The 12,810-nt window shown below is 52.7% G+C and carries 11 protein-coding genes; 2 read left to right on the top strand and 9 right to left on the bottom strand.

The features are described 5' to 3' along the window. Positions 1–55 precede the first annotated feature (55 nt). Complete coding sequence (gene rlmF / locus ACCW76_RS12505; RefSeq protein WP_436338676.1) at positions 56–982, top strand: 23S rRNA (adenine(1618)-N(6))-methyltransferase RlmF; 927 nt, start codon at positions 56–58, stop codon at positions 980–982. Positions 983–1,239: 257 nt separating this feature from the next. Here the strand turns inward: rlmF and ybiO are convergent, their stop codons facing one another. The 6 genes from ybiO to rhtA form a co-directional block, all read right to left on the bottom strand. Continuing rightward, positions 1,240–3,474 (bottom strand): mechanosensitive channel protein, encoded by a 2,235-nt coding sequence (gene ybiO, locus ACCW76_RS12500; protein WP_436338687.1) that lies wholly within the window; start codon positions 3,472–3,474, stop codon positions 1,240–1,242. Positions 3,475–3,636: 162 nt separating this feature from the next. Then, positions 3,637–4,359 (bottom strand): glutamine ABC transporter ATP-binding protein GlnQ, encoded by a 723-nt coding sequence (gene glnQ / locus ACCW76_RS12495; protein WP_038647952.1) that lies wholly within the window; start codon positions 4,357–4,359, stop codon positions 3,637–3,639. Further along, positions 4,356–5,015, bottom strand: coding sequence for a glutamine ABC transporter permease GlnP (gene glnP, locus ACCW76_RS12490; protein ID WP_038647949.1), 660 nt, complete (start codon positions 5,013–5,015; stop codon positions 4,356–4,358). The genes glnQ and glnP overlap by 4 nt, the downstream gene beginning before the upstream one ends. 86 nt (positions 5,016–5,101) lie before the next feature. After that, entirely contained in the window at positions 5,102–5,848 is a 747-nt protein-coding gene (glnH, locus tag ACCW76_RS12485) for a glutamine ABC transporter substrate-binding protein GlnH (protein ID WP_034820906.1), read from the bottom strand. Between the two features lie 320 nt (positions 5,849–6,168). Then, on the bottom strand, positions 6,169–6,672 hold the full coding sequence (gene dps / locus ACCW76_RS12480) for a DNA starvation/stationary phase protection protein Dps (RefSeq protein ID WP_436338686.1): 504 nt from the start codon (positions 6,670–6,672) through the stop codon (positions 6,169–6,171). Between the two features lie 294 nt (positions 6,673–6,966). Continuing rightward, positions 6,967–7,875 carry a threonine/homoserine exporter RhtA gene (gene rhtA, locus ACCW76_RS12475; protein WP_436338675.1) on the bottom strand — a complete coding sequence of 303 codons (909 nt, stop codon included), beginning with the start codon at positions 7,873–7,875 and terminating at the stop codon, positions 6,967–6,969. Positions 7,876–8,254: 379 nt separating this feature from the next. Here rhtA and ompX point away from each other — a divergent pair, with 379 nt between their 5' ends. Beyond that, entirely contained in the window at positions 8,255–8,767 is a 513-nt protein-coding gene (gene ompX, locus ACCW76_RS12470) for an outer membrane protein OmpX (RefSeq protein ID WP_034820897.1), read from the top strand. 59 nt (positions 8,768–8,826) lie between these two features. Here ompX and ACCW76_RS12465 read toward each other — a convergent pair whose 3' ends face one another. From ACCW76_RS12465 to ACCW76_RS12455, 3 genes are read right to left on the bottom strand one after another with little or no spacing between them, the layout of a single operon-like run. Further along, entirely contained in the window at positions 8,827–10,095 is a 1,269-nt protein-coding gene (locus ACCW76_RS12465; protein WP_436338685.1) for a c-type cytochrome, read from the bottom strand. An 11-nt stretch (positions 10,096–10,106) separates the two neighbouring features. Further along, a complete protein-coding gene (locus ACCW76_RS12460; protein ID WP_436338674.1) occupies positions 10,107–11,885 on the bottom strand; it encodes a GMC family oxidoreductase in 1,779 nt (592 codons plus the stop codon). Continuing rightward, on the bottom strand, positions 11,885–12,613 hold the full coding sequence (locus ACCW76_RS12455; protein ID WP_045834178.1) for a gluconate 2-dehydrogenase subunit 3 family protein: 729 nt from the start codon (positions 12,611–12,613) through the stop codon (positions 11,885–11,887). Before ACCW76_RS12455 ends, ACCW76_RS12460 begins: the two co-directional genes overlap by 1 nt. Positions 12,614–12,810: the final 197 nt, after the last annotated feature.

Below are 12,810 nucleotides of genomic sequence, written 5' to 3'. Positions count from 1 at the left end.
TGTGCGATGCCGCCATCCAGCGTATCTTACGCCCGCGCTACTTTCCGGAGAATCTATGAACAAGCCAACCGCCACCTCGCCATTCCATCCCCGTAATCGCCATCAGGGCCGTTATGATTTTGCTGCTCTGACCGCCGCCCATCCGCCGCTGGCGGTGAAAGTGCGTCCAAATGGCTACGGCGAGCTGTCGGTAGATTTTGCCGATCCCGCAGCGGTGATGCTGCTCAATCAGGCGCTGATCAAACTGTTTTATAACCTGAACTGGCAGTTACCGGAAGGCTACCTGACACCCCCCGTACCAGGTCGTGCTGACTATGTGCATGCGCTGGCTGATTTGCTGGCCAGTGACAACGGCGGCATAGTGCCACGCGATGTCGATATTATGGATATCGGTTGCGGTGCCAACCTCATCTATCCGTTAATCGGACACGCGGAATACGGTTGGCGTTTCACCGGTACGGATATCACGGCTGAAGCAATTACCGCTGCTAACCAGATTGTCGCCAGCAATCCCGGCTTACAACGCGGTGTGCGCCTGCGTCGTCAGAAAGACGATTCCGCCATTTTCGCCGGTGTGGTGCACAAAAATGAGCGCTACCATGCGGTGCTGTGTAACCCACCGTTCCATGCGTCGGCACAGGAAGCGGCGATGGTGGGTCAGCGTAAAACGCGTAATCTGGGCTTAGGTAAAAATGCACCGCTCAACTTTGGTGGTCAGCACAAGGAACTGTGGTGCGAGGGCGGAGAACGTCAGTTCGTGGGTAAGATGATCGACGAGAGTGTGGCTTACGCGGATCGTATTGTCTGGTTTACCTCACTGGTTTCGCGCAAAGAGAACCTGCCTGCGCTGCGCGATCAGTTGCGCGATCTCGATGTTGAGGAAGTGCGAATCATTGAGATGGCACAGGGGCAGAAACAGAGCCGCTTTATCGCCTGGACTTTCCTGCCGCCCGCTGCGCGCACTAAACGCCTCGTGCGCTGATTCAACGGGCGCGGAGGCCGTATTTCTCTGGGTGTAAAACATGGAGGCGGGTTCTGGCCCGCCCATTTGATCACTTGCGCTAAGCCGTACCGCCTTGTGTTTGCAGTCCACATTGAAATGAGCCCTGGTAATGTCCCACTTCAGTTCTCGCGCTGAATTTAGCGATCGCCATCGGCACCGGTTAGACGGCAGGTGCGAGTTCCGGCCCCGTCATGCAGACGCGGAATCTGACAACCAGGTGCCGTCCCTGTGTGATGCTACGATGGATTGGGCGGCGGCAGTGCTGCCAGCGTAGCCGCCGAAGCCACGTCGTTACCCGTCTGCATCACTTCCACCGTCTGATGCGGCGTTCTAATCCCTGCGGCATCAAAATGCTTCTTCACCTTATCATCCAGCGCAAAACGCACTGTCCACTGCTTCAGCGGTTGGGTGGTGAATGAGACGCGCACGGTAAAGGATTGATTGGTCAAGCCTACCAGCCCGGAAAAACTCGGTTCGCCAATCACCATGCCGCGAATATCCGGATTCTCCAGCAACGCTTTCACCGCGGCCTGCAAGGTCGCATTCACGCGCTCGGTGTCTTCACTGCGGTCTACATCATAGTTGGCGACAAACGAGCCAATACCGCGCACAAAGTTGGCGAAAGTGGTAATCGAAGACCAGGGAATGATGTGATAGGCACCGGTATCCTGACGCACGCCGACGGAACGAATCGACATGCGCTCCACCGTGCCGGTAATTGGGCCAATGGTCACCAGATCGCCGGTATTCATGCCATTCTCAAACTGAATAAAGATACCGGTGATAATATCCTTCACCAGCGTTTGCGAACCGAATGACACTGCCAGCCCCAGCGCACCGGCACCCGCCAGCAGCGGGGCGATGTTAACGCCCACTTCTGACAGCAGAATCATAATGGTGATGGTGCTGATCACCACCGCCAGCGCGTTACGGAATAGCGTCAGTAAGGTGCGCGTACGTGCGCTGGGCATCGGCCTTCCGTGTGAATCCGAAGCCAGACGGCTTTCGATCAGGCTAGCCAGCAGTGTCCAGCCGATGGCGGAAAGCAGTAAAATCATCACGATACGAATCAGCACATCCACCATTTTCTGCCCGGCTCCCAGCGTGAGCCAGTGCCAGAGATCAAACAGATTCCAGGCATTAAGCAGCAGCAATAGCGTGGCGAACACGGTGATCACGCGCGCCAGTTTCAGCAGTGCTTTCACCCAGTCATTGACGCGTTTCTGCAGCTCAGGATAGTTGCGACGCAAATCCGGCGACAGCGTCAGCGTTTTGCCAATCCAGCGCGTCAGCATGCCAGAAACCAGTGCAGCGATAACAATAATCGCCATGCTGCGCACCGTGGCCGACATCATAAACTTCAGGCTGTCACCCGGATTGAAGATCGAGAACAGGAACAGCGCGATAAAGTAGGCGCTCGCCAGCCAATGCCACACCATGCCGAAGGCGCGGATAAACAAGGCAAAGAAGCTCATACTGCGATCGGCCAAACGCGATAATTCATCGTGGATGTTGCGTCGATTGCGGAAAATCAGCCACAGCGCCCAGCCGGTCATAATGCACATGATCAGCACATTCACCAATGCAGCGATTTGCATATTGACCTGATTGCCGACAATCGGCACCACCACCAGCAAGCCATAACCGATGATGCCGCTGAGCCAACTGAGACGCGTATTCCAGTAAGCGGCACGCACATCGGAAAGATGAAAGAAGCGCAGCGTGGGGAAGCGTGGGCAGAATATTAATCGCAACACCGCTTTGAAAAACTCAATCAACGCGAAGGCATTGAGGAATAGCCCCTGCTGATAGGCAATGGTGCGGTTGTTGTTGTGGTAGTTATCACTGATGATTTGACCCACAAACAGCGTCAGCGCCAGGAGCACTAAGTCGAGCAGAAAGGCGACGACGATGGTGGCAGGAAGATGCAGCCACTTGGTACGCTCCAGATTATGATTGCGCCCCCAGCGGCCCATGCGCTGCCACACGGGATACATCAACAGCCGCGTGAACCAGTAAAAAGCAAAAACGGCAGCGGCGAGCCCGGCGAAATATTTGAGTGCATTGAAGAAGGTTTGCTGATTAAAGGATTTGTGCGGCGCGTTAACGATGTTGTCGTGCAAACGGACAAACTGCGAGGCGACGGCGCCCCCGTATTCGCGTGTGACGTTGGTGACGCTCTCCAGCACCGTGGGATCTTCCTGCTCAGCCTGCGGTGGTGCCAGGACGGGTTGTTCATTGTTGGCTTTACTGGTGGCGGCCTGACGCAGCTGATCGATCAATTCCTGACGCGAATCGTTATTCTCCAGAATATTCGCCAGCGCGGCATAAGCGGCTTTTTTATCTTCCAGCGTTGGCTCTGCTTCAGCGGTGGTGTTGGCAGCGGGCGTTGACGTTTGTTGAGCGGCGACGGCGGCCTGCGGCAGATTGACCGCGTTTGCGGTGGGAACGAGGAACAGACAGAGCAGCATCCATATGGTAAGGCACCATGATGGGCGGGCAAACGACATGACCTTCTCCTTGAGCAACGCGCAACGGCACAAGAGAAAAAGTATAGTCAGTGATGGAAGGTGAAGATTCTGAAAGGAAAATTCTTTACGGAAGAAGAGGCGGCTTTACAGCCGCCTCGTCATTTATGATACGTGCTGCAGGAACTCACGCAGACGATCGCTCGGTGGGTTGGTGATCAACTCATCCGGATTGCCATCTTCAGCGATGGTGCCTTTATCAATGAAGATCAGACGCGAAGCCACTTTCTGAGCGAAGCCCACTTCGTGCGTCACAATCACCATCGTCATGCCTTCTTCAGCCAGATCCTGCATCACCTTGAGCACTTCATGGCGCAGTTCTGGATCGAGTGCAGAGGTTGGCTCATCAAACAGCATCATTTTCGGCTTCACCGCCAGTGCACGGGCGATGGCGACACGCTGCTGCTGACCACCAGACAGTTCAGCTGGGAAGTGGTGCGCACGCTCGGCGAGGCCCACTTTACCTAACAGTTCACGTGCCAGTTTCTGTGCGTCGTCCTTCTTCGCACCGCGCACACGAATTGGGCCGAAAGCCACGTTGTCCAGCGCACTCATCTGTGGGAACAGATGGAACTGCTGGAACACCATACCGGCTTCCTGGCGAATCAGACGCTCATCGACTTTAGGATCGTTAACTTTCATGCCATCAACAATCAGGTCACCGGTAGTGATCTCTTCAAGCTTGTTGATGCAGCGCAGCAGGGTCGATTTACCTGAGCCAGATGGCCCGATAATCACCACCACTTCACCCTGATTGATCTTCAGGTTAATGTCGTGCAGGACTTTGGTCTGGCCGAAGTTTTTAGAGACGTTTTTAAATTCAATCACAGGATTTTCACCTTCTTCTCAATACGGCGCAGTACAAAGCTCAACACCAACGTAATAACCAGATAGATAATCGCAACGGCACTCCAGATCTCCAGCGCGCGGAAGTTTCCGGCGATGATTTCCTGACCCTGACGGGTCAGTTCCGCCACGCCGATCACGATAAACAGCGAGGTATCTTTGATACTCACGATCCACTGGTTACCGAGCGGTGGCAGCATACGACGCAGTGCCAGCGGCATGATGACGTAACGCAGGGTTTCACGGCGGGAAAGACCCAGCGCCAGACCTGCTTCACGGAAGCCTTTGTTGATCGACAGCACGGCACCACGCGTGATTTCCGCGATATAGGCACCGGAGTTAATCATGATGGTGACCACGGCAGCGGTAAACGGATCGATACGCAGGTCCGGGAAGGCCATCGGCAAGGCGAAGTAAATAAACATTACCTGCACCACGATTGGCGTACCGCGAATCAGCTCGATGAACACCAGCGCGATGTTATTGGCGATCCATCCACCGTACGCGCGTGCGAAGCCGGCGACTAAACCAATGATTAACCCGCCAATTAAGCCGAGAACGGAAATTATCAGGGTCATTTTGGCGCCTTCGATCAAAATCGGCAGGGCTGGCCAAATGACGCTCCAGTCAAACTCCATGGTGTAACTCCAAAATCTGTTGCAATGGAAATGTAAAAAGCAGGGAGACGAAGCTCCCTGCTGGAAAAAATCGGCTTAAGCCGGAATTATTTTGGCTCGCTGCCGAACCATTTTTTATAAATTGTATTGTACGTGCCGTTGTCGCGCAGGGTTTTCAGCGCGCCATTAATCTGATTACGCAGCTCATCACTGCCTTTTGGCAGGGCGATGCCATACTGCTGAGCTTCGATAGACTCGCCAACCGCTTTGAAGCGACCTTTACCGGCGGTGTGGATGAAGTACAGGATGTTTGGCGTGTCGTGCAGCACGGCGTCAGCACGGTTGGTGCCCAACTCCATGTAAGCGTTATCGATGTTCGGGAACTGACGCAGATCTTTAGACTTGATGTGCGCTTTTGCGTAATCAACAGAACCGGTACCGCTCTTCACCGCAACCACTTTGCCGTTCAGATCGTCGATGCCTTTGATGTTGTTTTCGTTCTCACGCACCATCACCAACAGACCACTTTTGTAGTAGCCGTCAGAGAAGTCGATGGCTTTTTTGCGCTCGTCGGTAATGGTGATACCGGCCAGAGCCACGTCAACGTTTTTGGTTTGCAGTGCTGGGATGATACCGCTGAAATCCATTGGCTTCAGGGTGTAATCCAGCTTCAGTTCTTTGGCGATAGCGGCCCACAGGTCGATATCGAAACCAACATAGTCGTTGCCCTGTTTGAATTCAAAAGGAACGAATGCGGTGTCGGTCGCAACGACCAGTTTCTTATCTGCTGCAGTGGAAGAAAGCGAGAAGGCCAGCGCCAGCGCGGCCACGGAGACTTTAATCAAAGACTTCATCATTATTTTCCTTATTACCCTTCAGACCTGATGGCCTGATGTACGGCTATTCATATGAAAAAATTATGCCAACTTTTCATTTTGGTCGAAATCAGCAGGATGCAGGGCCTGGCTGAAGCGATTTTGCTGTAGTCGAAAAGTCTGCACCAATATGGCTCACCAAAATAGTGCATCGTGCTGTTGTGGTGCAGGCACAGTGTGCACCAAGGGCTTAGCAAGGGAAAGGCAGGATTAAGATTTTGTTAACGACGTCAAAAAAAGCACCAAAATGTTACAGATATAAAAAAAGGCGGGATAACCCGCCTTCGCTGTAACATGCATTACTCGATGTTCGATTCGATAAACCACAGGAATTTATCCAAATCACGCGATGCCGCCGTGAAAATATCAGCGCTATCTTCATCACTCACTTCGCTGATGGCCTTACGGGTGTCGTTCGCGACAATAGCGTAACGATCGGCCAGCGCCTTCAGGTGATCCTGAACGGTATGAATGTTGAGCGGATAGCTCTTCAAAGGCGTCTTATCGTTAACGATCTGGGTGGTCCCCAGAGCTACGCCGCCGAGCTGTACAACACGCTCTGCAATGGTGTCCTGATGATCGGTAATGGCAGTACGGAAGCCATCTAACATTTCGTGTACTGCAATAAAATTGGCGCCACGCATGTTCCAGTGCGCCTGTTTGGTGATCAGTGACAGGTCAATGTATTCCACTACCAGACGGTTGAGCACCTCGATGGTCGCTTTCTTATCGCTATCAGCAACATCGTTACGGGTGTAAATGAGATCAGACGATTTAGTTTTAACCAGTTTTGCGGTACTCATCATTATTGTCCTCTAATTGATGGTTGTCCTAATCAAGCACGGGAATAAGTATAGCAGCAGTTTTCAGCTGTGCCGGATTGTTTAAACCGATGACAGGAATAGATAAACCTTTATGTTGCGCGGGATTTAAGCGGTTTATTTATTTGTCTTTTATAACAGTGAGTTATCTGATGTGTTAATTATTTTTCAACGATGTTGCAAAATAATAACAAAGTTTGAGGCAGAGAAGAAAAAAAGAGAATGAGAATGCTTATATATTCAGCCTGCAGTTTTACAGGCTGAATAGGGCGTTATTTATTGCGGGTTATTAATATCCACTTCGTTTATTTTGGCTCTCTTTTGTTTCATGGTGAGTGTCGAACCCGCCGAAGCGGCAATAATGGCCAGCAGCGCAATCCACTGTTTCAGTGACAGCAATTCACCGAGGAACAACATCCCTGAAAGTGCGGCCATCGCGGGTTCCAGGCTCATCAGCGTGCCAAAGATGCGAGCCGGCAAGCGGGTTAAGGCCATCATCTCCAGCGAATAAGGAATGGCACTGGAGAGCAGGGCGATAATCAGCGCCAGTGGCAGTATTTCCCAGTGCCAGATGCCGGGCGCAGCAAAAGTTAACCCGAGGGGGACGAAGATCACTGAGGCGATCAACGATCCCATGGCAACCGTCGCTGGACCATGTTCCTCACCGGCGCGTTGCCCCGCCAGAATATAGACCGCCCAACAGGCACCAGCTCCCACGGCTAATAGCGCACCCAGCGGATCGATATGGCTGATGCCATCACCAATCGGCAGTAGAAACCACAAACCGGTAACCGCCAGCAGTACCCACAGGAAATCGAGGGGACGTCGCGCACCGGCCAGCGCCAGGGTTAAGGGACCCAGAAATTCCAGGCCAACCGCCACGCCAAGCGGCACGGTGCGGATCGATAGATAGAAGAGATAGTTCATACAACCTAGCGCCAGACCGTACATCAAGAGCGGTTTACGCTGTGCGCGGGTAAAACGTAAACGCCACGGCTTAAAGATGACGCACAAAATCAGGGTGCCCAACCCGAGACGCAATGCGGTGATGCCCGGAGCCCCTACGGTAGGAAACAGTGATTTTGCCAGGGAAGCACCGCCCTGAAGCGAGAGCATGGCAATCAGTAGCACGGCAATCGGAAACAAAACCGGGGCCATTTTGGCGTTCGTCTGAGGCGTAGACATCCTGTAATTCAATCCTGTAGTGATTAACAACACAGCAACAAAACGCCAGTGTAAAGGAATCTTAAGGAAATAAGGAGGTGTGTAAGAGGGAAAATAAATGCTGCGACAGCCTGGGAAATAACCGTTTTCCGGGCCATTTAAGTAAAGAAATGTCAGGTTAGTTTAGGAATATCCTTAAAGGCATTATTTGCAGCCCGAAATATTATTGCAGGAAGATGACGCTTTTTATAAGTAAAATGAATGACATAGGAAACTTCATTAACTTTCTGTTACACCAAACAATCTGTTAGACAACAAATAGCGGGCAGAGTTTCTTGCTAATTTTTGTTATATTTTCAGCGTTGTCAGGAGAGAAGTATATTCACATTTGAGGTGGTTTATGAAAAAAATTGCATGTCTTTCAGCACTGGCTTGTGTACTGGCAGTTTCAGCAGGTTCAGCCATGGCGCAGAGCACCGTTTCTGCTGGTTACGCGCAGAGCGATTATCAGGGCGTTGCTAACAAAGCAAACGGCTTCAACCTGAAATACCGTTACGAAGATGGTACTAACCCACTGGGTTGGATCGGTTCTTTCACCTACACCGAGAAAGACCGCACTGACGCTGGCGTTTACAACAAAGGCCAGTACTACGGCATCACCGGTGGTCCTGCTTACCGTCTGAACGACTGGGCAAGCATCTACGGCGTGGTCGGTATCGGTTACGGTAAATACCAGGCAAATGACGCTGCTGCACAGTCTAAATCTGACACCAGCGATTACGGTTTCTCCTACGGCGCAGGCATGCAGTTCAACCCAATCCAGAACGTTGCTGTTGACGTGGGTTACGAGCAGAGCCGTATCCGTAGCGTAGACGTAGGCACCTGGATTGCTGGCGTAGGCTACAGCTTCTAAGTTTTTGCTTAGACCAGAGTTGCACAAGAAACGGCCCATTATGGGCCGTTTTTTTATGCCTATTTTTGCGGGGCAGGAGGCAGGGTCGCGCGGATCTTTTTCACCTGATCGGCCGTTACCGGTGCCGCTTTATTACCCCATCCATTGCGAATGAAGTTAGCGACATCAGCGACCTGCTGATCATCCAGGCGCCAGGCGAAATCTGGCATGGTGAAACCGGTCGGTGCCTGTTGCGTAATCGCACGCTGACCGCCTTTCAGAATGACACTGATCACTGATGACGGGTCTTCACTCAACAAGGCCGGATTGTGCGCCAGCGCCGGGAAGGTACTGGCATAGCCTTTACCGTCCGTACGATGGCAGGCAGCGCAGTTATCCACGTAAACCTGCGCGCCTGGCTGGCTGACATCCCCTTTGAACAGCGCTTGCGACGTCGCATCGCTGGCCTGTGGTGCAACGGTGTTATCCGCAGCCGGTAAAGACTTCAGATAGACGGCAATCGCATTCAGATCTTCATCACTGAGGTACTGAGTACTGTGTGCAATCACATCCGTCATCGAACCAAAGGCAGCGCCTTGCTTATTCGCGCCGGTTTTCAGGAAGAGGGCGATATCTTGTTCGGACCAGCTGCCTAAACCCGCTGCCGGGCTGGCGGTAAGGTCTGGCGCATGCCAGCCTTCCAGTGTGCCGCCGGTCAGATAGCCTTTGCTGTTCTGATCCATGGCTTTCTCCTGGAAGCCGATGCCACGAGGAGTGTGGCATGAGCCACAGTGGCCGAGCCCCTGCACCAGATAAGCACCGCGTTGCCACTGTGCCGATTGACCGGCAACCGGAGCGTAAGTGCTGTCATCGGCAAAGGTCCAGCGCCAGAACGCCAGCGGCCAACGCATGCTGAGCGGCCACGGGATATCACTTTTGTGATTCTCCTGGCTCACCGGCTTCACACCCTGCATAAAGTAGTCATACAACGCGTGCATATCACTGTCGCTGATTTTGGCATATGACGGGTATGGCATAGCCGGATAGAGCGAACTGCCATCTTTGGCGACACCCCCGCGTACCGCTTTGACGAAGTCGTCGTAGCTGTAGTCACCAATACCGTGTGTTTTATCTGGCGTAATGTTGGTGGAATAAATGGCGCCGATCGGCGTGCTCATTTTGAGCCCACCGGCGAAAGGTTTCCCACCTGCTGCGGTATGGCATGCGGCGCAATCGCCCGCTTTGGCCAGATACTCGCCTTGCTTAACCGATGCATCAGTCGCGGCCGATGCGGCGTGGCTGATCAGCGCGCCGCTGAGAGCGAAAAAGAGTGCGGAAAATTTCACTATAACGCTCCTTATCAGGCCTGAACCAGCGGACCAGGGTTAGCAAGATAGCGGTTGCGAATCTCATCCGCCGCGAATAATGCGGTGGCACAGACAATCCCGGTGGGGTTGTACGCCAGGTTTTGCGGGAAGCAGCATGCGCCCGTCACGAACACGTTCGGTACATCCCAGCTTTGCAGGAACTTGTTCACCACGCTGGTACGCGGATCGTCGCCCATCACAGCACCACCTGTGGTGTGCGTTGATTGGTAAGGGCGGACATCGTAATGGCTGTTGAGCGTTTTGAAGCCCACTTCATAGTGCTTAGGATTCATCACCTTGACGATCTCCTCGGCCTTATCTTTGATGAAGTTGGTCATCTTCAGCTCGTTCTGCTGCCAGTCGAACGTCATACGCAGCAGTGGTTGGCCGTAGATATCACGGTACGTGGGATCAAGGTCGAGATAGCACTGCTTATACGGCATCACGGAACCGGACGAGCCGACGTTCATGTTGTGCAGATAATTATCTTTGATGGCCTGTTTCCAGCCGGAGCCCCAGCGCGGCGCATCTTTAGGGATACCCATCTGCTGGATGGGACGTCCACCGGAGAAGGCTGCCGAAATGGTGGCACCGCCAACAAAGCCGACTTTGCTGTGATCGAAGTTTTCTGCATTGAAATCATCGATAACGGTAGAGGTTGCACCGGTTGCCGCAAACGGATTGAACCAGTTGTCGTTGTCATAAAACAGCTTGATGCCGCCGGTCATCTGGTAGGCATAGTTTCTGCCCACCACGCCGTCGCCGGTTTGAGGATCATATGGCTTACCGATTTTTGATAGCAGCAGTAAGCGCACATTGTGCAGCTGGAAGGCGCTGAGGATGACCAGGTCAGCCGGTTGCTCGACTTCGTTACCTTGCGCATCGATATAGGTTACGCCGGTGGCTTTTTTGCCGCTGCTGTCGGTATTAACGCGAATCACGTGTGCCTGAGTGCGTAACTCAAAGTTACTAAACGGTTTCAGAGCAGGGATAACACAGCTTTGCGGTGAACCTTTGGAATAGTTGAAGCAACCGAAGCGTTCGCAATAACCACAGTAGTTACACACGCCAAGTTGCACGTTGTAAGGGTTGGTCCAGGGTTCGGTGGTGTTGGCTGCAGGGCACTCAAAGGGGTGATAGCCCAGTTGTTTTGCGGCCTTAGAGAATAACTCGCCGGCATACAGCGTTTTTAACGGTTTGGTGGGATAGCCATTTTTACGTGGAGACTCGAACGGGTTACCCCCTTCGATTTTCTCACCGTTGAGATTACCGACCTGACCCGCTGCACCGCAAATTTTCTCAAACTTATCGAAGTAGGGTTCCATCTCGTCATAAGTGAATGGGTAATCCTGCACCGTCATGTCTTTCGGGATGAAATCAGCCCCGTATTTTTCGATGACCGTGCTGCGCATTTTCAAGTCAGCTTCCAGCGGACGCCACAGCTGACCGTTCCAGTGCGTACCGGCACCACCCACGCCATCACCGGGCAGGAAGGAACCGAAGCGACGATATGGCAGCGCGGTTTCCTGCGTGGTATGGCGAACCGTCACAGTCTCTTTCGAGGCGTTTTGGAACAGTTTTAAACGAATGCCGTAAGTCAGTTCATCGGCAATACGTGGATAAGAGAAGTCGGGGTAGGTATCGCGATTTTCGCCGCGCTCCAGTGCCACTATATTCAAACCAGAACTGGCCAGTTCCATCGCCATGAGCGAACCGGTCCAGCCGAACCCAACGATGACCACATCGACGGGCGCTTTTTTTACTGCCGCCATTACACGCTCCTTTTACTGGAAATGCTGACTGGGCCAAGAGGGTAGGGTTTATTAGGCTGCTGTACGGTATCGACGAAATCCGCACGTGCACCGGGAAAACCAATCATTTTCCACGAGGCCAGCGTTTGGTTGCCGCCGTGAATCGGATCGGCGAGATAACCCTCTTTGGCGTTCTCCAGCAGTTGCTCGAAAAACAGCTTGCCGTGAATGGCATCGTTATGCAGTTTGTCGGCTTCCAGCGCGTGCAAAACCTCTTCCTGTTGCGCCGTTTCCAGTTGATAAAAATCTTTTTGGTACTGCTGCTGACAATGCTGGTCAGCTAAGGCGATGCCTAATCGATAAGTATCGCGTGGCACCAGATGGGATTGGTAACCCATTTCCGGAATCGAATCGGCGAACGGACCTTGCATGTACCACAAGCGACCATAGCCGTAGGGCAATTCCATCTGCTTATCGATAAACACCTGTACACCTTCACTGACGGCGCCAGGGCCGTTGGCATCGGCAGGGATCAGGCGATCCAGCGCGGCGAGCAGAAATTTCCACTCTTTATCGTTGAAGTAAGCGGGAACATAGTCGGATAACACGCCTTGCGGCTTGTCGGCAGCGGGGGAGGAGAGTGACACCACACCGGTACTGGCTGCGGCGGCGAGGGGAATGAGCGAGAGCGATTTTTGTAAAAATCGTCTCCTGCCCGATGGTTGCTCTTCAGGCTTTTTAAGTGACATTGCTAATCTTCCTTACGAAAAACCCACCCTGGGTTGATTTTGTTATAAGTATGTAATTTTTTGTTATTAGAAGATTAATCAGACGTCACAACAGGTTGCAAGCTAAATGTTAGCAGCCTAATCGTTTAGATGTCGTTGAAGGTAAAGTTATGTCAGTGCCTGAAGCGATTCAGCCACAGTGAGCGCAGGGATCGGGA

It is taken from the genome of Pantoea sp. C8B4, assembly GCF_051336905.1.
GTDB classification, from domain to species: Bacteria; Pseudomonadota; Gammaproteobacteria; order Enterobacterales; family Enterobacteriaceae; genus Pantoea; species Pantoea rwandensis_B.
Note: the sequence above shows the minus strand (reverse complement) of the source record. Positions and strands in the feature narration are given on the sequence as shown.

Coding starts and splice junctions, on each gene's coding strand:
- dps (WP_436338686.1), bottom strand. CDS start 6,672: ATGAGTACCGCAAAACTGGTTAAAACTAAATCGTCTGATCTCATTTAC.
- ACCW76_RS12460 (WP_436338674.1), bottom strand. CDS start 11,885: ATGGCGGCAGTAAAAAAAGCGCCCGTCGATGTGGTCATCGTTGGGTTC.
- glnH (WP_034820906.1), bottom strand. CDS start 5,848: ATGAAGTCTTTGATTAAAGTCTCCGTGGCCGCGCTGGCGCTGGCCTTC.
- ybiO (WP_436338687.1), bottom strand. CDS start 3,474: ATGCTGCTCTGTCTGTTCCTCGTTCCCACCGCAAACGCGGTCAATCTG.
- glnP (WP_038647949.1), bottom strand. CDS start 5,015: ATGGAGTTTGACTGGAGCGTCATTTGGCCAGCCCTGCCGATTTTGATC.
- rhtA (WP_436338675.1), bottom strand. CDS start 7,875: ATGTCTACGCCTCAGACGAACGCCAAAATGGCCCCGGTTTTGTTTCCG.
- ompX (WP_034820897.1), top strand. CDS start 8,255: ATGAAAAAAATTGCATGTCTTTCAGCACTGGCTTGTGTACTGGCAGTT.
- ACCW76_RS12455 (WP_045834178.1), bottom strand. CDS start 12,613: ATGTCACTTAAAAAGCCTGAAGAGCAACCATCGGGCAGGAGACGATTT.
- rlmF (WP_436338676.1), top strand. CDS start 56: ATGAACAAGCCAACCGCCACCTCGCCATTCCATCCCCGTAATCGCCAT.